We start from the raw sequence: 21,250 nt of genomic DNA, 5'->3' as shown, positions 1-21,250 counted from the left end.
GATGACTCCGCTTTCTCGCGTCTGTCGAGTCTGTCGCGTGTCGCGTTGGTCGCGTGTCGCGTCTGGGGACTAGTGGATGCGGCCCACGGTGCGGGCGCTCAGGTCGACGACCAGCTGCCGGGTGTCGATCCAGGGGCCGTTCTTGACCTTGGGGAACAGCCGTACGCAGCGGTGCTTGCCGCACTCGCGCAGTCCGGCCGGTCCGCTGTTCTCCTCGTCGACCCGGTAGATCATGCCGGTGGTCTCCAGCTGGCCGGGGTCGTTGAGCGCCTTGCCGGTGGCGTCGCGGTAGTCCTGCTTCAGCCCGTCGCTGAGCGGGCTGCCCAGCAGTACGCGGACGGCTTCCGCCGCCTCGGCCCGGGTCGGCGGCGGCTGCTCACCGTGCCGGGTGCCGGTCTCCTCGACCTTGCCGGTCGACAGATTGACGGTCTTGATGACGAGCGTGTCGTGCTCGTAGTCGTAGTACGAGACCTCGGCGCGGCGCGGCGGAGAGGTGTCGTCGACCTCCGAGGGCCGCAGCTCCGCGAGGTCCGTGCTGAGCCACTGCGGTCCCGTACGCCCCCTGACGTTCTCGGCCGCGGAGCGCAGCCCCGGGTTCAGCGCCAACCGCTCCGCGCGCTGCAGCTCGTCATCGGTCAGCGCGTCGCGGCCCGTTCCCTGCTCGCCCGCAGGGGCGTCCTGCTCGACGACGCCGGGCTGCTGCTCCGCCTGGCCGTCCCCCTGCCCCTGTCCTGACGCCTGGCCCTGGGCTCCGGCGCGCGCGCCGGGTCCGTCCGCGGCACCGGCGTCCCGCGGCAGCGTCACTCCGATCATCACCGCGGTCCCTGTCACCGCGATGGCCGCACCCGCCACCACCTTGCCCAGGTGGCGGTGCATCATCCTGCGCACAATGCTCCCCCTGCTTCCCCAGCTCCCCTGCTGGCTGCATACGGCGTATGCATCGGTCACCCGGTAGGACGAGCCCGAGTCGTAGGAGGTTGCCCCTCTTTCGAGGAAGATCTGACGAAAGTGCCCCACAACTGCGCGGCTTGGGCAAGGATTCCTGTTCGACCGGGGAATCGCCATCTCGCGGAGCCCGGATCAGAAATGGAAGAGTCGACATCATGCAGGTCTGGCCGGGACAGGCGTACCCCCTTGGCGCCACCTACGACGGCGCCGGTACCAACTTCGCGGTGTTCTCCGAAGCAGCCCAGCGCATCGAGCTGTGCCTGCTGCACGACGACGGCTCGGAGACGGCGGTGGAGCTGCGCGAGTCTGACGCGTTCGTGCGACACGCGTACCTGCCGGGCATCATGCCCGGCCAGCGCTACGGCTTCCGGGTGCACGGCCCGTACGATCCGGCGAACGGGCACCGCTGCAACTCCGCCAAGCTGCTGCTCGACCCGTACGCCAAGGCCATCAGCGGCACGATCGACTGGAGCGAGGCGGTCTACGGCTACCACTTCGGCCGGCCGGGTGACCGCAACGACCTCGACTCGGCGCCCCACACGATGGCGTCCGTGGTGGTCAACCCGTACTTCGACTGGGGCGACGACCGGCCGCCGCGGACCGACTACCACCGCACCGTGCTGTACGAGGCCCATGTCAAGGGCCTGACCATGTTGCATCCAGCGCTGCCGGAGGAGCTGCGCGGCACCTACGCGGCACTCGCCCAGCCCGCGATCATCGAGCATCTGACCGAGCTCGGGGTGACGGCACTGGAGCTGATGCCCGTACACCAGTTCGTGCACGACCACCGGCTGGTCGACGCCGGAATGGCCAACTACTGGGGCTACAACACCATCGGCTTCTTCGCCCCGCACAACGCCTACGCCTCCTGGGGCGACCGCGGCCAGCAGGTCCTGGAGTTCAAATCGGCCGTACGGGCGCTGCACCAGGCGGGCATCGAGGTCATCCTCGACGTGGTCTACAACCACACGGCCGAGGGAAACCACCTCGGGCCGACGCTGTCCTTCCGCGGCATCGACAACGCCTCGTACTACCGGCTCGCCGAGGACCAGCGGTACTACATGGACACCACCGGCACCGGGAACTCGCTGCTGATGCGCAGCCCGCACGTGCTCCAGCTGATCATGGACTCGCTGCGGTACTGGGTGACCGAGATGCATGTGGACGGCTTCCGGTTCGACCTGGCGGCGACCTTGGCCCGTCAGTTCCACGAGGTGGACCGGCTGTCGTCGTTCTTCGACCTGGTGCAGCAGGACCCGGTCGTCAGCCAGGTGAAGCTGATCGCCGAGCCGTGGGACGTGGGGGAAGGCGGCTACCAGGTGGGGAACTTCCCGCCGCTGTGGTCGGAGTGGAACGGCATGTACCGGGACACGGTGCGGGATCTGTGGCGGGGCGAGCCTCGCACGCTCGCCGAGTTCGCCTCCCGGCTCACCGGATCCTCCGACCTCTACCAGGACGACGGCCGGCGGCCGCTCGCCTCGGTGAACTTCGTGACCTGCCACGACGGCTTCACGCTGCACGATCTGGTGAGTTACGACCACAAGCACAACGAGGCCAACGGCGAGGGCAACCGGGACGGCGAGAACTACAACCGGTCCTGGAACTGCGGGGCGGAGGGGCCGAGCGACGACCTCGGAGTGCTGTCGCTGCGCGCACGGCAGCAGCGGAACTTCATCGCGACGCTGATGCTCTCCCTGGGCGTGCCGATGCTCAGCCACGGCGACGAGTTCGGCCGTACGCAGCACGGCAACAACAACGCGTACTGCCAGGACAACGAGCTGTCCTGGGTGCACTGGCCCGGGCCGGACGAGGACCGCAGGCTGCTGGAGTTCACCCGGTCGATGGTCTGGCTGCGGCGCGACCACCCGGTCTTCCGGCGCCGCCGCTTCTTCCACGGCAGACCGATGGAGGGCACACACGACGAGCTGTCGGACATCGCGTGGTTCACCCCGGAAGGCGAGGAGATGACCCAGCGCGACTGGCAGGCCGCCTGGGCGAAGTCGCTGACCGTCTTCCTCAACGGCCAGGCCATCTCCGAGCCGGGACCGCGCGGCGAGCGCATCTCGGACGACTCGTTCCTGCTGATGTTCAACGCCAGCGACCGGGCGCTGGACTTCGTGGTGCCGGTCAACCACGGGCGGCAGTGGCAGGTGGTGGTGGACACCTCGCTCTCGGAGGGCGTAGAGCCGGGCACCGGGCGCCGGGTGAAGGCGGGCGACCGCCTCACCCTGATCGACCGCAGCCTGACGGTACTGCAGCGCCCGGCTTAGCCACTGGCGTCGGCCACTCAGATGCTCCGCCCGGCGGCACATGTCGCTGGGCGGGGTACGTAGGTGTCTATGACGCCTGAGCCGACCGCCGAGCTCCCGCAACCGTCCTTCACGCCGCCGACCGCCACCTACCGGCTCCAACTGCAACCGGACTTTCCCTTCTCCGCGGCAGCGGAGGCGGTCCCGTACATCGCCTCGCTCGGGGTCTCGCATCTGCATCTGTCGCCCGTGCTGGAGGCCGTCCCCGGCTCGGCACACGGCTACGACGTGGTGGACCACCAGGCCGTACGGGCGGAACTGGGCGGCGAGGACGGGCTGCGCGCGCTGTCCCGTACCGCCCGGGCGCATGGGCTCGGCCTGGTGGTCGACATCGTGCCGAACCATATGGCGGTGCCGGCACCGGAGCGGCTGAACCGGCCGCTGTGGGAGGTGCTGCGCGACGGGCCGGAGTCTCCTTACGCGCGCTGGTTCGACATCGACTGGGCCGCGGACCCCACGGCGGGGCACGGCGGCCGCGTGCTGCTGCCCGTCCTCGGCGGGCGGCTCGGCGACGAGCTGTGCCACATCGATCGCGACGGAGATGTGCTGCGCTACTACGACCACGAGTTCCCCGTCCGGCCCGGCACCGGTCATCTGCCGTTGCCGGAGCTGCTGGATGCGCAGTGGTACCGGCTCGGCTGGTGGCGGCTGGCCCGCACGGAGCTGAACTACCGGCGCTTTTTCACCATCTCCGGCCTGATCGGGGTGCGGGTGCAGGACCCGGAGGTGTTCGAGGCGACCCATGCCAAGGTGCTGCGGCTGCTGCGCGAGGGTGTCGTGGACGGCTTGCGGATCGACCACCCGGATGGGCTCGCCGACCCCGGGGCGTATCTGCACCGGCTCGACCGGGCCACCGGCGGCCGCTGGACGGTCGTGGAGAAGATTCTGACCGGAGAGGAGCGGCTGCCCGCCCACTGGCCGGTCGCGGGCACCACGGGGTATGACGCGCTGCGGCGCGTCGACGGCCTGTTCGTCGACCCCGACGGGGCGGCTGAACTCGTCCGTGGTTACCAGGAGTTCACCGGACAGCCGCCCGACCGAGGGGGCGCGTGGCAGGCCACCGTGCGCCGGGCGGCGTACCGAGTGGTCACCCGGGAACTGGCCGCTGAGGTGGCGGTCCTCGGCCGGACGGCCGCCCGTGTCTGCGCGGCCACGCCCGCTCTCCGCGACCACGCGCCCTGGGCACTGCGCACCGCGATCCGCGAACTGCTCGTCCGGATCCCGGTCTACCGCCCGTACGCGGTCGCGGGCGGCCCGCTGCCGGACGGGGACGCGGAGATGCTGCGGGAGGCGGCGGAGAAGGCACGGGATGCCTTCACCGTGCCCGAAGAGGCGGACGCGGTGGACGTCGTACGGGACCTGGCCCTGGGCCGGCTCGGGGTGACGCAGGATCACGTCGCGTTCTGTTCGCGCTTCGCCCAGACCTCCTCTGCGCTGCGCGCCAAGTCGGTCGAGGACATGGCGTTCTACCGTTACGCGCCGCTGCTGTCGGCCGGGGAGGTCGGGGGCGAGCCGGGCTGCCCGGCGGTGTCCGCGGACGACTTCCACGCCTTCTGCGCCCGGCTGCAGCGCGACTGGCCGCACAGCGGCACGGTGCTGTCCACGCACGACACGAAGCGCAGCGGTGACGTACGGGCCCGGATCGCGCTGTTGTCCGAGGCCCCGCGCGAGTGGGCCGAGCTGCTGGAGCGGCTGACGAAGGAGACGCAGCCCGGCGGAAGCACAGGCGCCGATGGAACGGATGTCTCTACGCCCCCTGCTGCGCGCGCTCCCGACCAGCACGTCGCCTGGACCGCCTGGCAGGCGGCCTTCGGACTCGGGCTACCGCACGGTGACGGCACACCGCGGGAGCGTCTCGTGCCGGCGGTGGTGAAGTCGGTTCGGGAGGCCGGGCTGAGCACCTCCTGGACCGAGGGCGACCCGGAGTACGAGGCGGCGGTGACGGCTTTCGTCGAGGGCGGGCCGTGCGGTCCGCCGATGTACTCACTGGCCGTCTTCCGGCGCTCGCTCGACGCGTACGCCCGGGCGAACGTCCTCGGCGCGGCCCTGTTGCACCTGACCATGCCCGGGGTCCCGGACCTCTACCAGGGCACGGAGCGGGAGTACGCGGCCCTCGTCGACCCGGACAACCGGCGGCCGGCACGCTTCCGGCCGGACATCCTGTCCTCGCTGGACGAGGGAGGCATCCCGCGCGGCCTGTCGGAGGAGAAACTGCGGCTGACGTCCGTCACGCTGCGGCTGCGGCGCGAGCATCCGGACTGGTTCGGTGCGCTGGGCACGTACGAGCCCCTGGGGGCGCGGGGCGCGGCGGCCGGCCACTGCGTCGCCTTCGCCCGCGGGGGCCGGGTGGTCACGGCGGTCACACGGCTGTCGCGGCGGCTGGAGCAGGCGGGCGGCTGGGGCGACACGGAGCTTGCTCTCCCGGAGGGCCGCTGGAGGGACCTGCTGGCGGGCCCTGACGGGGGCTACGAGGGCACCGGGGGCGCTGTACACGAGGGAACGGTGCGGCTCAGCGAGCTGTGCGCGGCGCGGCCGGTAGCGCTGCTGGTGCGTATCTGACGCACCGCGCCCACCCCCCAAAACTCTCAGAGTTCGTCGATGACCAGCCAGCTACCGTCCGCCGCCTGCCAGTGGCACAGCCTCGACTGATCGTCGGTCCACGGGGCGCGCTCGGGCCAGTCCACTGCCCGGAGCTCCTCGCCCACCGGGGGACCGCAGCGGTCGACGACCAGCTGGACCGCGGATACCCGCTGCCGGCGGGCTCTCTCGCGCGCCGGGCCGCGCGCCAGAAGCACGTACACCTTGCCGTCGGGCCCGACCCAGAACTCGCCGTCGTCACCTTGCACCAGTTCGGGAGCCTCAACGGGTAGCTCGCCGCGCTCCAGAGCCTCTCTGAGCGCGGTCAGCGCCACCTGCCGGGCCCTGCTGCCGACGGAACCTTTCCTCGCCATGCCTCCATGCTCTCTCCGGGCGCGGCCCCACGCACGGGGAGCGACCAGGCAGCAAACCAGCAGGAGCCGACCGGGTACGCAACGTTGCCGAGCCCGTCGCCCGGCGCACCGGGACATCACCGCTTCGGGCGCTGATCCGCAGGTCGAGCGCCGGTGCGCGCGGGATGCGCTGATGCGCCCAGCGCCCGTATCGCGCAGCATGGAGGCACCCCGGACGAGAAGGAGCCGCCAGTGCTGTTCGAGGTGTGGGCGCCTGACGCCCGACGCGTCGCGCTCCATACGGAAGGCCGTACGCGCCGCATGGAGCGCGACCCCGTACGCGCGGGCTGGTGGCGGGCCGAGGCGCCCGCCGCGGACGGCAACCGGTACGGCTTCTCGCTGGACGGCGGCCCCGTCCTGCCCGACCCGCGGTCCCGTCGCCAGCCGGACGGCCCCGACGGGCTCAGCGCCGTCGTGGAACACCAGCGCTTCGACTGGCGGAACGCCTGGTACGGCAGGCCGCTGCAGGGAGCGGTGCTGTACGAGCTGCACATCGGCACCTTCACGCGCGAGGGCACCTTCGACGCGGCCGCCGAACGCCTCGGCCATCTCGCCGCGTTGGGCGTCACCCATGTCGAGCTGATGCCGGTGTGCCCGTTCCCCGGCAGGCATGGCTGGGGGTACGAGGGGGTGTCCCTGTGGGCGGTGCACGAGCCGTACGGCGGCCCCGAGGGGCTCAAACGATTCGTCGACGCGGCGCACGCCCACAGTCTGGGCGTGGTCCTGGACGTCGTGCACAACCACCTCGGCCCGTCCGGCAATCACCTGCCCGCGTACGGGCCGTACTTCACCGACACCCACCACACTCCCTGGGGCGCGGCCGTCAATCTCGACGCCCCGGGCTCGGACGAGGTCCGCGGGTATCTGATCGGCAGCGCCGTCAGCTGGCTGCGGGACTACCGGCTGGACGGGCTGCGGCTCGACGCCATACACGCCCTGCACGACTCCCGGGCCCGGCACTTCCTCGAAGAGCTCTCCGCCGCCGTGGACAGGCTGTCCACGGAGACCGGACGCCCGCTGTTCCTGGTCGCGGAGTCCGACCGCAACGACCCGCGCACCACCACCGCGCGGGAGGCGGGCGGCCTCGGCCTGCACGCCCAATGGAACGACGACTTCCATCACGCCCTGCACGCTGCCCTCACCGGCGAGTCCCAGGGCTACTACGCCGACTTCGCCCGCGACCCGCTCGCCGCCCTGGCCAAGACCCTGACCGGCGGGTTCTTCCACGACGGCACGTTCTCCAGCTTCCGCGGCCGCACCCATGGCCGTCCCCTGGACCCGCGGACCGCGTCCGGGCACCGGCTCCTGGCCTACTCCCAGACCCACGATCAGATCGGCAACCGCGCCGTGGGCGACCGGCTCTCCGCGTCCCTCTCCCCCGGCCTGCTCGCGTGCGCCGCGGCCCTGGTCCTCACCTCCCCCTTCACCCCGATGCTGTTCATGGGTGAGGAGTGGGGCGCGGGCACACCCTGGCAGTTCTTCACCGACCACACGGATCCGGAACTGGCCGAGGCGGTGCGCTCCGGCCGCCGCCGGGAATTCGCCCGCCACGGCTGGTCCGCCTCCGACATACCCGACCCCCAGCACCCCGCCACTCGCGACCGGTCCTGTCTGGACTGGTCGGAGCCCAGGCACGAGCCGCACGCCCGGCTCCTCGCCTGGTACCGCGAGCTGATCGCGCTGCGCCGCGCCCGCCCCGAGCTGGCCGACCCGGACCTGGGCACCGTCGATGCCGCGTACGACACCAAGGACCGATGGGCGGTCGTCCGCCGCGGCGGGGTGCGGGTCGTGGTCAGCCTCTCCCAGGAGCGCTACGTGGATGTGCCGGTCGGCGCGGAGTACGAGAACGTGCTCGCGGCCTGGCTGCCGTGCGAAACGCTGCCGGGCGAGGGCCTGGTCCGTATCCCGCCGGAGTCGGCGGCCGTGCTCGCGGTCCCCGACTGATCCACGGTGCCTGGCAGGCCACCGGGCGGGAATGGATCAGGCGAAGGCCGGCCCGTCCGCGGAGCGGCGGCCCAGCTCGGACACGAATGCCTTGGCCGGCTCGACGAGCATCGCCTCGAGCACCGCGAGAGCGATCTCGGACAGCACGGCGGCCAGGAACAGGAAGGGGGCATGGGGACCTCACACAGGTACAGGAACGGACCCGGAAGCATCGGCAGAGACTTCCTGCGCCGAAGAGTGCCCCCGCGACGGCGAAGCAGCGGCACCCTCCGGTGCGAACCGACGGTGAACACCAGACACAAGTCCGGCGGTCCACTGCCAGGCGAGAGGCAGCAGTACGGAGCCTCCCGCCACGGCCAGGCTGATCGTCCACCCTGTGGGCCCCAGCGGCCGGTTGCCGAAGAAGGAGCTCAGGCCGGGGACGGTGACCACCAGGGCGAGAACCGCCAGCGATCCCAGGACGGCGGCGGCCACCACCGGGTCCCGGCCCGCGACGGTCAGGGTCTGCAGCAGCTGGGATGCCACCAGCGCGACCAGCGCCACGGTCCCCGCATGGGTCCGGGTTCCCGTTGACCGGGCCAGGAACCAGGCGGCGCAGACGGCGGCCGTGGTGATGACGGCCCGCAGCCGCATGTCCCGTGTGAGCGCCGTGCCGAGTGAGGTCTCGGGCCCCTCGGCCAGGAGCTTGTCGGCACTGCCCGCCGGTGGACGGGCGGCGATGGCCACGGCCGGCAGCATGTCGGTGAGCAGGTTGACCAGCAGCAGCTGCCGCGCGCCCAGTGCGCTGCGGCCGGTGAGCAGCACCGACGCCACGGTGAAGGCGATCTCGCCGAGGTTGCCGCCCAGCAGGACGCCCAAGGCCTTGCGTACGGAGGACCACATGGCACGGCCCTCGACGATGGCGTCGACGACGGTCTCGAACCGGTCGTCGGTGACCACCACGTCGGCGGCGGCGCGGGCCGCGGGCGTCGCCCGGGAGCCGAAGGCGATGCCGACGTCGGCGATGCGGACCGCGGGTGCGTCGTTGGCGCCGTCGCCGGTCACGGCGACCACCCGGCCGGCCGCACGCAGCGCCGTGACGATGCGGACCTTGTGGGCGGGGGTGACCCGGGCGAAAACCTTGATCGCCGGCAGTACCTCGGCCAGGGCGGCATCGTCCAGGGAGTCCAGTTCGGGGCCCGTCATCGTGCTCGCCCCGTCACCGACGCGCAGCTCGCCGGCGATAGCCGCCGCGGTGCTGGGGTGGTCGCCGGTGAGCATCACGATCTGCACCCCGGCCTTCTCCAGCCGGGCAACGCTCTCGGCAGCGGTAGGGCGCACGGGATCCGCCAGGCCGAGCAGGCCGAGCAGGCACAGCTCGTCGACCGCGGAGTCGTCCAGGACGGGGTGGGCTTCCTGCTCCTGTTCTTCACCGGTGGCCTGTTCACCGATGGCCTGTTCACCGATGGCCTGTTCACCGATGGCCTGTTCACCGATGGCCTGTTCACCGATGGCCTGTTCGCCGGCGGGCGCCCCGCCGGCGGTGCGTTCGCCGACGTCGGCATTGCCGACGGTGCGTTCGGCGACCGCGAGGACGCGCAGGCCACGTCGGGCGAGCTCATCGATCTCCCGGCGGGTCTCCTCCCGTAGGTCGGCCTCGAACGGCAGCTCGACTCCGGCCCGCAGCACCCGATCGCAACGGGCCAGGACGACCTCGGGGGCCCCCTTGAGGATCAACCGGGCTCCTCCGTCCCGGCCGAGCACGGCGTGGTAGCCGCGGCCGGGTTCGAACGGCAGCTCCGCCACACACACCCAGCCCTCGGCGGGCTCCCCGGAGGGTCCCCCGGAGCGAAGCCGCTCGGCCGCGGCAGCGATCGCGCGATCCGTCGGATGGGCCATCTTCGCGGCGGGGCCCGCCGGTCCGGCGAGGGCTGCGGCCCTCACGATCCGCTGCAACTGGGGGGTGAGCGCGTCGACCGGTCGACGGTCGCGGAGGTCGGAGACCAACTGGAGGCTGATTCTGCCTTCCGTAAGGGTGCCGGTCTTGTCGAAGCACAGCACGTCGGCCCGGCCGAGCGCCTCGATCGTGGTAGGGCTGCGCACCAGCGTGTTGCGGCCGGACAGCCGCCGAGCCGCCGCCAGTTCCGCGACCGTCGCCACGAAGGGCAGCCCCTCGGGCACGGCGGCGACGCAGAGGCTGACGGCGGATCCCAGCGCCGCCCCCAGCCGCCGTCCGCGCGCTGCCTCGATGGCGAAGAGGACAGCGCCCGAGGCGATGGAGAGCGGCAGGAACCAACGGCCCAGCCCGCTCAGCCGGCGCTCGACGCCGCTCGGCGGAGGGCCACCCTCCGGCGCGGCCCGCGCGGCGCTGCCGGCCTCCGTGGCATACCCGGTGGCGACGACCGCGGCGAGGCCGCTGCCCGCCGCCACCGCGGTCCCCTGATACAGCATCGAGTGACGCTCCGCCACCGCCTGCGCGGCCGTGGGCGCGGGAGACTTGGTCACCGGCTGAGACTCACCGGTGAGGCTGGACTCGTCGACCTCCAGGCCCGTGGCGCGCAGTATCCGGCAGTCGGCCGGGACCTCGTCGCCGGCGTTCAGCTCGATGATGTCACCGGGCACAAGCCGGTCGGCGGTGTCCGCGGCGGCGCTGCCGCCCCGCCACAGCCGTACCCGCGTCGCGGTCCCCTGGAGGAGCCGCCGGGCCGCGCGGTCCGCCCCCAAGTGCTGGGTTCCGCCGATGAGCGCGTTGAAGACCAGGACGCCGATGATGAGCACCGCGTCCAGTGGAGAGCCGAGCCCCGCCGAAATGCCACCGCCGGCGGCCAGCACCGGAGTCAGCGGGTTGGCCAGCTCCTCGCCGACCCTGGCGAGCAAGGAGGCCGCGGCGGGTTCTTCGGCGCCGGCGGTGAGTTGCCGCCGCCGCCCGGCCTCGGCAGCGTCAAGGCCCCTGAACGACGTGCCCAGCCGACCCAGTACCTGACGCGCCGTCATGGCATGCCACGGTGTGCGCTGGACGGGGACCGGCGACGGGCGCCTGCCCAGCGCATGCCCCGCCCACTCGCCCATGGTGCAGCCGGCGAGCGCCGCGCAGTCGGAGAACAGCCGGGCCCGCGGCAGCGCACGGGGCGTCCTGGCGATCAGGGCCGTGCCGGCCCCGAGCACGGCGCCGGCCACAGCGGTCCGGGCGCAGCGCAGGCTCACCAGCTGGGCCTCCGCCATCGCCACCAGCAGCAGGTGTGCGATCTCCGGCGGCCCTACCAGGTCCGCGTCCCAGGGCACCCGACCTGAGCCGGGAAGGGTCACGCCGATGCCCACATCCGCCCGGGCAAGGGCACGCCGGGTCCGGGTCGTGACCACGGCCACCCCGTGCCCGTCCGCCTGCAGAGACCGGACGAATGCCGCCGTGCGGGCGCCACCCACGGGTACGGCCTTGTCCACCCCCAGCCGGCGGTTCAGCCCCAACGGTCCCCCCACCAGCACCACCCGGCCACATCCCCGAGCGGCCCGCACCAGGTGCTCCGCCATCGGCCGCAGCTCCGGCACCAGGCTGGCGACGGCGACGGGACGGCCCTGACGACTCACCAGGAGTACCTGCGCCTCGTGCCCCGCCCACGCCGCGGCCTGCTCGGCCGCCGCCGGGGGCAGCTCACCGGCCGTGTCCACCACCGGCCGCAGCTGCCAACCGGCCTTCTCCCGGGGCTCCGACGGGTCGAATCCCTCGAGCGTCTCGTGAATCCGCGCGTGGAGCTCGCCGACGTCCTCTCCCTCAGTAGAGGCATCGGCGGCATCCTCATCCCCCGCCTCCACCATGGATGCTGACGGGCAATCCGTTTCAGCCGACTGCTGCGTGAGCGGCATCACTGCCTCGATCGTCCACGTGCCGGCCGCCAGCACCCGGGCGTCGAGGACCACCGTGTCGACCCTGTCCAGACGACGCAGCGCCTCGGGCCACAGGACGAGAGCGCCACGGCGGGAGGCCGCCCGCCCCACCGCGGCGGCGAAGGACTCCCGGCCCGCTTGCGGAGCCCTCGGCGTACCGGCCATCAAGACGGTGAGCCCGCGGCCATGGATGCGGGTGAGGACGCTGGTGAGCCCGTACGCCGCGAGCGTGGTCGGCACGGCCACCCTGGCGTATCGCTCCCCGAGCCCGGGCGGCAGCGGGGCCGGCCGCTGGTACGCGGGGGTGGCCTCATGACGGTACGCACCGTCGCGGCGCCCCAGCCGGACCGCCCACTCCTCCCACGCCCAGCGGCGGGTCCGGACCTCCGTGTACCGGCTGAACGACTGGAAGGCGGCGACTGCCGGTCCCAGCGGCCGGAAGGTCAGCATCGAAACGAGCAGGTTGGCGGCAGACCAGATGGTGTCCGCGGCGGCGCCGAGCCGGCACGCGAGGGCCTGCCCCACCCGCGGGGTCGCCTCGACCAGGTGGAGCAGCGTGGGCACCGCCGGATGCAGGCCAGGGACCCGGGCGGCCCGGGCGACGATCGCCACGCCCGTCGCGGCCAGGCCCGCGCCGAGCCGGACGGCCGCACCGAGCTGCCGCTCCGGGGCCGCCGGCCAGCCGATGGCAGGAGGAGCATGCTCCTCGGCGGCCATTTCGGCTGCCGCCTCCGCCCTGGCGACCAGTGTGGGGATCTGTTCCCAATCCGCGGTGGTGTCACAGGCGACGTAAACGCAGCCGAGCGTCCCGTTCACCTCGGCCCGCGTCACCCCGGGCACGCCGCGCAACGCGGTCTCCAGTTCGCGCGCGGCCTCGCCGGTGCCGGGCCGGCCCAGGTGGCGTACCTCGATCAGCAGGCCGCCGGGGACCTGCCACACCCGCCGGGCGTCCGACACCGGACGGGGCAGCCGCTTGAACAGGACCGATGGCGTCCGCACGGCGATGGCCGCGGCGCCCGCGGTCGTCCGGAAGAGCGCCCTGGGGATCGAGGTCCAGTGCACGCCGCCTCCACTGGCGGAACCGGTGACAGACCTTACTTGCTCCTGATCCATTTTAGGCGTGTCTGCCCAGCGAAGCCCCTTCCATCCAGGTCTTGCGAGGTCACGGCGGGGCAGGGGCTCATCACATGGCGCAGCCGCTCCCACCCCGGTCCGCACCCGGTGGTCGCCCGGTCCTGGACCCGCGAACCCGCCACCGGACAGTCACATGACCGACCGGACAAGTCCTAGTCGACGACGGCGAGTTCGCGCGCGGTGTTGTTGAACCGGCGGCCGCCGTCCTGCGTGACCGTGACGATGTCCTCGATGCGGACCCCGAACCGGCCGGGCAGGTAGATGCCCGGCTCGATGGAGAAGCACATGCCCGGCACGAGGGGCTGCTCCTCGCCCTCGATCATGTAGGGCGGTTCGTGCGTGGTGACGCCGATGCCGTGCCCCGTGCGGTGGATGAACCGCTCCCCGTACCCCGCGTCGGTGATGACGGCGCGGGCCACGCGGTCGATCTGCTGGCAGGCGACGCCGGGCCGTACCGCCTCGAACGCCGCCTGCTGCGCCTGGCGGACGATGTCGTGGACGGCCTGCTCCTCGGCGGTGGGCTCGCCGACGTGCACCGTACGGGAGGTGTCGGAGCCGTAGCCGTGCTTGAGGCCGCCGAAGTCGAGGACGACCATGTCGCCGGGCCGGATGACCCGGTCCCCCGCCTCGTGATGCGGGTTGGCGCCGTTGGGGCCGGAGCCGACGACCGTGAAGTCCACCTGTGAATGCCCCAGCTGGGTCAGCAGATGGGCGAGTTCGGCGGCGATGTCGCTCTCGCGGCGGCCGGCGAATCGCACCCGCAGTATCTCCTCGTACGCCGCGTCGGCGGCGGCCCCGGCCGCGGCGAGCCGGGCCAGCTCCCGCTCGTCCTTGACGGCGCGCAGCATGGGCAGGGAGGCGGTGAGCGAGACGTATGCGGTGCCGGGCAGGGTCTCCTGGAGGCCGAGCAGGTGCATCGCCCATGCGTTGTCGCTGATGCCGAAGCGGCCCTTCGGGTCGAGCAGCGCGGCGGTCAGGGCGTACGGGTCCTTGCCGTCGGTCCAGTCGCGCAGGGTGAGGGCGTCCGCGCCCGCGGCCTCCTCCGCGTCCGGCCGCTCGAGGGTCGGCACGATGAGTACCGGCTCCTGGCCGGGCACGATCACGAGCGCGGTGAGGCGCTCGGTGATGGCCGTCGGCTGGTACCCCGTCAGATACACCAGATCCGGGCCGGGTGCGACGAGCAGCCCGGCGAGCCCGGCAGCGGTGGCGGCTTCGGCGGCACGCGCGATCCGGGCCGCATAGTCCTCGGTGGTGAACGGGGCAGGCGGTGCGGTGTCGTCGAACGGACTCGTCATCACGTCTCACTCCTCAGCGGCGAGGGTTGCGTACCCCAGTCTTCCAGCGCCCGGCAGCGCTCGCGCGCCCGTCCGGCGGAGGAGATGTTGCGAGTCCGATCCCGGCCGGAGAGGTTGAGCGGGAGGCCACCACGACTCTCGGCGGGCGCGGCCGGAGCGCGCCGGTCGCGGTGGGTGCGAGGAGTGACTGCGATGCGGATGTTGATCAGGGCTCGCTTGGAAACCCATGCCGCGAACGAGGCTGTCCGGAACGGCAAGCTGCTGAAGATCATGGGGGCGGTCCTGGAACGGCTCAATCCGGAAGCCGCCTACTTCACGACGACCGAGGGCGGCCGCTCCTGCATCATCGTCTTCAACATGGAGGACAGCTCCCAGATGCCGACGATCGCGGAGCCGCTCTTCCAGGAGCTTGGCGCGGAGATCGAATTCTCGCCGGTGATGAACCGCGAGGACCTGCAGAAGAGCCTCTCGGCCCTCCAGCAGAAGGGCTGATCCGGTGACATCCCATCACCGCCGGGCTCTGCCTGCTCGGCTTGCCCCTGGTCTCCCGGGGCGCGGGGCCGCTGACACGGCTGGTCTCCTCAGGCGAATACCCCCAATGCCCCGCCGCTTCATGCCCGCTGCGTGACAGCCGTGTACGGCTGTCGGGCCTGAGCCGCCCATGCCTCACGCCGGCACACACGTCGGCGTACGTAGCCGCCGGGCAGCTTGTCATGGACACGATCTCGACACGCTGGCCGCCTCACTGAACCACTCCAGTCGCCGCGCCGTGGCACCGCCGTGCCCGGACGCGGTCACCCCCCCACTTGCGCACCACCCGACGAGGAGGACCCTCACATGGCAGGGACGCGTTATTCCTGGCGAAGACTCGCCAGTGCGACCGCAGCCGCTCTGGCGGCAGTCGCGCTAGGCATCGGTTCCACCCTTCCGGCCGCCGCGGCGGCCGGAAAGGAGGGGCAGATTCTGGGCGCCGGAGGCCCCGGCGAGGTCAAGGGCAGCTACATCGTCATGCTCAAAGACCACGTGCCGAACGCCGATTCCACGCAGGGCCAGGCACTCGCCCGGAAATACGGGGCCAAGATCAACCGGACATACCGCGCCGCGCTGAACGGCTATGCGGTCGAGGTCTCCGAGGAGCAGGCGAAGAAGTTCGCCGCGGACCCCGCCGTGGACTCGGTCGTACCGAACCACATCTTCTCGATCAACGCCACGCAGCCCAACCCGCCCTCCTGGGGCCTGGACCGTATCGACCAGCAGTCCCTTCCGCTGAACAACAGTTACACCTACCCGGACTCGGCCGGCCAAGGCGTCACGGCGTACATCATCGACACCGGCGTACGCATCACCCACCGCGACTTCGGCGGGCGCGCCTCGTACGGCTACGACGCGATCGACAACGACAACACCGCGCAAGACGGCAACGGCCACGGCACTCACGTGGCCGCGACGGTGGCCGGAACCTCCTACGGCGTCGCCAAGAAGGCCAACGTCGTCGCGGTGCGGGTGCTCAACAATCAGGGCGTCGGAACGACCGCCCAGGTCGTCGCGGGCATCGACTGGGTGATGCAGCACGCCGTCAAGCCGGCGGTGGCCAACATGAGTCTCGGCGGTGGACCCGACGCCGCGCTGGACCGAGCCGTGCGCAACTCCATTGCCTCCGGGGTCACCTACGCCGTGGCCGCGGGCAACGACAGCTCCAACGCCTCCAACTACTCCCCTGCGCGCGTGACCGAGGCCATCACCGTCGGCGCGACCACCAGGAGTGACACCCGGGCCAACTACTCCAACTACGGCAGCATCCTGGACCTCTTCGCTCCGGGCTCGTCCATCACCTCGGCGTGGAACGGGAGCGATTCCGCCACGAACACCATCTCCGGCACCTCCATGGCCACTCCGCACGTGACCGGAGCCGCGGCCCTCTACCTCGCACAGAACCCCTCCGCCACCCCGGCGCAGGTCGCCGGCCAGCTGACCAGCACGGCCACCAACGGAGTCGTGGGCAACCCGGGCTCCGGATCGCCGAACAGGCTGCTGAACGTCGGTGGCGGCGGCACGACACCGCCGCCGCCACCGACCGGTCCGCGATTCGAGAACGCCACCAACTACCCGATCTCGGACAACTCCACCACGGAATCACCGATCACGGTCAGCGGCGTCTCCGGCAATGCGCCGTCCGGCCTGAGCGTCGACGTCGACATCAAGCACACCTGGATCGGTGACCTCCGGATCGATCTGGTCGCACCCGACGGTTCCACCTACCGGCTCAAGAACTACGGCGAAGGGGGAAGCAGCGACAATGTGATCCGTACCTACACCGTCGACGCCTCCTCCGAGGTGGCGAACGGCACATGGAAGCTCAGGGTCAGCGACAACGCCCGGTTCGACACGGGCTTCATCGACAGATGGGTTCTGCAATTCTGATCCACTCGGTCATCTGACCTGATATCGACAGGACTCGTCGAAGACCCTGTCCCGGCCGGGGCCGCGCCCGCCGCGCGGCCCCGGCCGGCCTCAGCCGTCGACCGCCAGGCGGATGCCCAGCACCAGCAGCACCCCGCCGGAGATCTGCTCCAGACGGCGGCGCACCGCCGCGCGGTCGAAGAGCCGCTTCATCCGGCCCACGAACCACACATACGTGCTGTAGTAGCCGACCTCGAACACCGCCTGCACCGCCCCCAGCGCGACGATCGTGGGCAGGTGTGGTGCTCCCGCGGGCACGAACTGCGGCAGGAAGGACATCGCGAAGACCGCGGCCTTGGGATTGGCCAGGTTCATCAGCACGCCCGCACGGTACGAGCGCCAGGAGGATGCCGAGGACGCGGGGACGTCGGCCTCCGGGCGGGCGACGGTCTCCAGGCCGTGGCCGCGCCGGGCGGCGCGGATCGCCTGTACACCGAAGCCGATCAGCACGGCCGCCCCGACGATCCGCATCACGTCGTAAGCGACTTGCGAGGCGGCCAGCAGCGCCGAAAGGCCCAGGGCGGCCACCACGCCCCAGATGAAGACCCCGGTCTCATTGCCGAGCACGGTCATCAGGCCGGCGCGCCGGCTCGCCATCGACTGCCGGATGATCAGGACCGTACTGGGCCCGGGCGAGGCGGCGATCAGCAGGCAGGCGCCGAGGAACGGCAGGAGGGTACTCAGCATCCCGTCATCCTCAGTCCTGCCGTCCGGGTCGCGCCAGCGATTTACACAGACCCGGGAGGGGTTTCAGAGTTCGACGAGCCGTACCTCGGTGGCCTTGATGCTGATCCAGGTGGCGCTGTGCTCGGCCAGGCCCAGGTCGGCCGCGGCGGCCGGTGTGATCTCGGCGATGAGGTCGGGCACGTCGTCGGCGACGATGAGCACGCGTATCCGGCTGCCGAGAGCGGTGAGCTCGCGGACTTGGCCGCGCCAGACGTTCCGCGGGCTGCCGGAGGGGCGCTCGCGGTGCAACGAGACGGCTTCCGGGGCGATCACGGCGAGGGCTTCGGTGCCTTCGGGGAGCGGGTCGGCGGACACGACGCGGCCGCCTCCGCTCAGAGCGAGGCCGTCCGAGACCGCCGTGCCCGGCCAGGCATTGCGGCCGAGCATGCGGGCCACCCAGGGAGAGCGGGGGTTCCTGGTGACATCGGCGGGGTGCGCGTCCTGGAGCACCTGCCCGTCGTCCAGTACGAGCACCCGGTCGGCGAGCGACACGGCTTCGACCGGATCGTGGGTGACGATGAGGCAGACGCCGCCGAAACCGGTGAGATGTTCGCGCAGGGTGTGCCGGACGTGCGCCCGAGTGGTCTGGTCGAGCGCCGCGAGCGGCTCGTCGAGCAGCAGCAGCCGGGGCCGGGTGGCCAACGCGCGGGCCAGCGCCACACGCCCCGCCTGGCCGCCGGAGAGCTGGCCGGGTCTGCGGTCGGCGAGATGGCCCACGCCGAGGCGGTCCAGCCACTCCTGGGCGATGCGCCGCGCCTCCCGCCGAGGGACACGGTGGGCGCGCAGCCCGTACGCGGTGTTGCTCAGCGCGCTCAGATGCGGGAAGAGCGCGCCGTCCTGCGGGACCCAGGCCACGCCGCGGCGGTGCGGCGGCAGGCCGGAGACCTCGTGGTGGTCGCCCAGGCGGAGGGCGGTGGTACGGGCGCGGGGGGTGAGGCCGAGCAGAGCGCGCAGAAGGGTGGTCTTCCCGGCGCCGTTGGGCCCGACGACCGCGATGGTCTCCCCCGGATCGGCGTCCAGGGTCAGCCGGGTGTAGCCGGTGACCTCCGTGTACAGCGGCCAGCGCTCAGGGGGTACCTCCCAGCGGTAGCTGGGGGAGGGTTCACGGGTGGGTACAGCGGCGGGTGGCCGGGCCGGGCTCTCCTCCGTTACAGCGGACGGGAGTTCACCGGGCGGGCTCGTCCGGGGTGGGCGGGCCACCCCCCAGCGGCCGCGCAGGGCCAGGAGGACGAGCAGAGCGATGGCCAGCAGGAGCAGGGAGACCGAGGTCGCCGCCGCGGGCTGGTCCTGAAGCAGCAGGTAGACCTGGAGCGGGAGAGTCTGGGTGACGCCGGGCAGATTGCCCGCGAAGGTGATGGTCGCCCCGAACTCGCCCAGCGCCCGGGCCCAGCTCAACGCCGCTCCCGCCACCAGCCCGGGCGCGACCATGGGCAGGGTGACGGTACGGAAGACCCGTATCGGCGAGGCGCCCAGCGATGCGGCGGTCTCCTCGTAGCGACGGTGCAGTCCGGCGAGCGCCCCCTCCAGGCTGATCACCAGGAACGGCATGGCCACGAAGGTGGCGGCGAGGACCGCGCCCGCAGTGGTGAACGGGAGCGTGATCCCGAACCAGCCCTCCAGCCAGCCGCCGAGCAGCCCCCGCCGCCCGAAGGCGAGCAGCAGCGCCACACCGCCGACGGTCGGCGGCAGCACCATCGGCAGCAGGACGAGGGAGCGGACGAGCGGCTTGCCGGGGAAGTCGACCCGGGCCAGCAACCAGGCGAGCGGCACGCCGAGGACGAGCGAGAGGCCCAGCGCCCAGAAGGAGACCACCAGGGACAGTCGCAGCGCCTGGGTCACGCCCGGGCTGCTGAGGTGTGCTCCGAGGTCGGCCCATGGGGTGCGCGCCAGTACAGCGGCCAGGGGAAGGAACAGCAGGGCGACCGCCGCGACCGCTGGTATGGCGAGCGGGAGCGGAACGCGGTGGCCGGCGGGATACGGGCGCTTCATGAGGTCGTTCTCTCTGACACTTCCGGTGCCGGACGGCGCTGTCCGGCACCGTCCGAGGGCAGGGCGAGCGTCCGTCCGTGTCCCAACCCCCCGCGGCCGGACGAACGCCGGTCAAGCTGCGCTTACGGCTTCATGAAGCCCGCATCGCGCAGGATCTTCTGTGCCTGCTCGGAGCCGAGCCAGGTGACGAAGTCGGACGCCTGCTCGCTGTTCTTGGACTGCTTGAGCGTGGCCGCCGGGTACTCGGCGATCGCGTTCTGCTTCTCGGGAATCTCGACGCTGCCGGCCTTGTCCCCGGCCGATGTGGCGTCGGTGACGTAGACGATGCCGGCGTCGGCCTCGCCGAGCTCGACCTTGCTCAGCACACCGCGCACGTTAGCCTCTTGGGAGACCGGCTTGACGGTGACCTTCTGGGCGTCGAGGACCTTCTTGCTGTAGCGGCCGACAGGGACCTCGGGCGCGGCGAGGACGACCTTGAGGTTCTTCTCCCCCAGGTCCTTCAGCCCGCCGATCTTCTTCGGGTTCCCCTTCGCGGTGGCGATCACCAGGCGGTTCTTGGCGATGACGGCCGGGCTTGCGGTGTCGCTCTTCAGCCCGTCCATGGTCTTGGTGTCGGCGGTGACCAGCGCGTCGGCCGGAGCGCCCTGCTGCACCTGGGCGGCGAGCTCCTGGGAGCCGGCGAAGGAGAACTTCACCGTGGTGCCGGGGTGCTCCTTCTCGTACGCGGCACCGATGTCCTTGAAGACATCGGTGAGCGAGGAGGCGGCCAGGACCGTGAGCGTCGTCTGCTTCGCGGGCTTCGCGGCGCCGGCCTTCGCGCCCGTGTCGGCGTTGTTGCCGCACGCGGCAGCGAACGGAATGAGCAGCGCGGCGGTGACAGCGGCCACGGCACCACGAATGGCACGCCGCCGGTCGAGGACGTGGGACATGGGGACGTTCTCCTCGATGCTGTGCGAGCGCCAGGCCCGCATCGGGTCAACACTCAGGCACGGGGAACGGCCCGGGCTCACGAGGTTGTGTTCCAGAAGTGGTGCACCGTGCTGTCAGGCACGGTCGATGTGGACGCTGGTCGACTTCACGCGGGCGATGGCCTCCATCCCCACCTCCAGCCCCAGTTCCTCGACGGCTTCGCGGGTGAGCAGCGACACGAGGCGGTGGGGGCCGGCCTGGATCTCCACCTGAGCGGCGATGTCCCCGAGCTTGACCGCGGTGACGATGCCAGGGAAGGCGTTGCGGGCCGAGGTGTAGGAGGGGTCCTCGTCCGTGGCGGCGCTCTCGGCGAGGGTGACCGAGAAAGCCGCCAGGTCCCGGCCGTCGATCAGACGTCGCCCCGACTCATCGCGGTGGGTACGCACTTTCCCGGCGTCGGCCCAGCGCCGCGCGGTGTCGGGGCTGACGCCGAGCAACCGCGCTGCCTGACCGATGGTATAGGACCGCATGTCCGGCACTCTAGGGAGAATGTCTTACGATCTGCAAGCCTCTACGGGGAACCGGCTGGCAAGTGCGAGGGCGACGCATTCCGGCGCTGCACGGCAGGTTCGCCTCGCGCGCCTAAAGTTGACGCCATAACGGGATAAAACACCCATGCCGCATT

13 protein-coding genes are annotated in these 21,250 nt (G+C 71.7%); 5 read left to right on the top strand and 8 right to left on the bottom strand.

Annotated features, from left to right (window positions below):
- Window positions 1-69: 69 nt before the first annotated feature.
- Window positions 70-879, bottom strand: coding sequence for a Tat pathway signal sequence domain protein (locus ACY34J_RS01740; protein WP_462724470.1), 810 nt, complete (start codon window positions 877-879; stop codon window positions 70-72).
- A gap of 224 nt (window positions 880-1,103) precedes the next feature.
- Between ACY34J_RS01740 and glgX the strand changes: the two genes are divergently transcribed.
- Together glgX and treY are read left to right on the top strand one after the other, a co-directional pair.
- Window positions 1,104-3,218 (top strand): glycogen debranching protein GlgX, encoded by a 2,115-nt coding sequence (gene glgX, locus ACY34J_RS01735; protein WP_462724469.1) that lies wholly within the window; start codon window positions 1,104-1,106, stop codon window positions 3,216-3,218.
- Between the two features lie 69 nt (window positions 3,219-3,287).
- A complete protein-coding gene (gene treY, locus ACY34J_RS01730) occupies window positions 3,288-5,816 on the top strand; it encodes a malto-oligosyltrehalose synthase (protein ID WP_462724468.1) in 2,529 nt (842 codons plus the stop codon).
- A gap of 26 nt (window positions 5,817-5,842) precedes the next feature.
- Here treY and ACY34J_RS01725 read toward each other — a convergent pair whose 3' ends face one another.
- The gene (locus ACY34J_RS01725; RefSeq protein WP_462724467.1) at window positions 5,843-6,208 is read right to left on the bottom strand and encodes a hypothetical protein; all 366 of its coding nucleotides are present in this window, start codon (window positions 6,206-6,208) and stop codon (window positions 5,843-5,845) included.
- Window positions 6,209-6,439: 231 nt separating this feature from the next.
- Here ACY34J_RS01725 and treZ point away from each other — a divergent pair, with 231 nt between their 5' ends.
- Window positions 6,440-8,191 carry a malto-oligosyltrehalose trehalohydrolase gene (gene treZ / locus ACY34J_RS01720; RefSeq protein ID WP_462724466.1) on the top strand — a complete coding sequence of 584 codons (1,752 nt, stop codon included), beginning with the start codon at window positions 6,440-6,442 and terminating at the stop codon, window positions 8,189-8,191.
- Window positions 8,192-8,371: 180 nt separating this feature from the next.
- Here treZ and ACY34J_RS01715 read toward each other — a convergent pair whose 3' ends face one another.
- The gene (locus tag ACY34J_RS01715; protein ID WP_462724465.1) at window positions 8,372-13,114 is read right to left on the bottom strand and encodes a cation-translocating P-type ATPase; all 4,743 of its coding nucleotides are present in this window, start codon (window positions 13,112-13,114) and stop codon (window positions 8,372-8,374) included.
- 224 nt (window positions 13,115-13,338) lie between these two features.
- Window positions 13,339-14,481: a M24 family metallopeptidase gene (locus tag ACY34J_RS01710; RefSeq protein ID WP_462724464.1), complete on the bottom strand. Its 1,143-nt coding sequence runs from the start codon at window positions 14,479-14,481 to the stop codon at window positions 13,339-13,341.
- 192 nt (window positions 14,482-14,673) lie between these two features.
- Here ACY34J_RS01710 and ACY34J_RS01705 point away from each other — a divergent pair, with 192 nt between their 5' ends.
- A complete protein-coding gene (locus tag ACY34J_RS01705) occupies window positions 14,674-14,973 on the top strand; it encodes a DUF3303 family protein (protein ID WP_462724463.1) in 300 nt (99 codons plus the stop codon).
- Between the two features lie 345 nt (window positions 14,974-15,318).
- Window positions 15,319-16,902: a S8 family peptidase gene (locus ACY34J_RS01700; protein ID WP_462724462.1), complete on the top strand. Its 1,584-nt coding sequence runs from the start codon at window positions 15,319-15,321 to the stop codon at window positions 16,900-16,902.
- Between the two features lie 90 nt (window positions 16,903-16,992).
- On the opposite strand, the gene ACY34J_RS01695 is transcribed toward ACY34J_RS01700, so the two are convergent.
- From ACY34J_RS01695 to ACY34J_RS01680, 4 genes are all read right to left on the bottom strand, one after another.
- The gene (locus ACY34J_RS01695) at window positions 16,993-17,628 is read right to left on the bottom strand and encodes a LysE family translocator (RefSeq protein WP_462724461.1); all 636 of its coding nucleotides are present in this window, start codon (window positions 17,626-17,628) and stop codon (window positions 16,993-16,995) included.
- Between the two features lie 63 nt (window positions 17,629-17,691).
- The gene (locus ACY34J_RS01690; RefSeq protein WP_462724460.1) at window positions 17,692-19,656 is read right to left on the bottom strand and encodes an ABC transporter permease; all 1,965 of its coding nucleotides are present in this window, start codon (window positions 19,654-19,656) and stop codon (window positions 17,692-17,694) included.
- Window positions 19,657-19,778: 122 nt separating this feature from the next.
- Window positions 19,779-20,585: a molybdate ABC transporter substrate-binding protein gene (gene modA, locus ACY34J_RS01685; RefSeq protein ID WP_462724459.1), complete on the bottom strand. Its 807-nt coding sequence runs from the start codon at window positions 20,583-20,585 to the stop codon at window positions 19,779-19,781.
- Between the two features lie 114 nt (window positions 20,586-20,699).
- Window positions 20,700-21,095 carry a TOBE domain-containing protein gene (locus ACY34J_RS01680; RefSeq protein ID WP_462724458.1) on the bottom strand — a complete coding sequence of 132 codons (396 nt, stop codon included), beginning with the start codon at window positions 21,093-21,095 and terminating at the stop codon, window positions 20,700-20,702.
- Window positions 21,096-21,250 lie beyond the last annotated feature (155 nt).

The organism is Streptomyces sp. HSS9-12, assembly GCF_054963655.1.
Note: the sequence above shows the minus strand (reverse complement) of the source record. Positions and strands in the feature narration are given on the sequence as shown.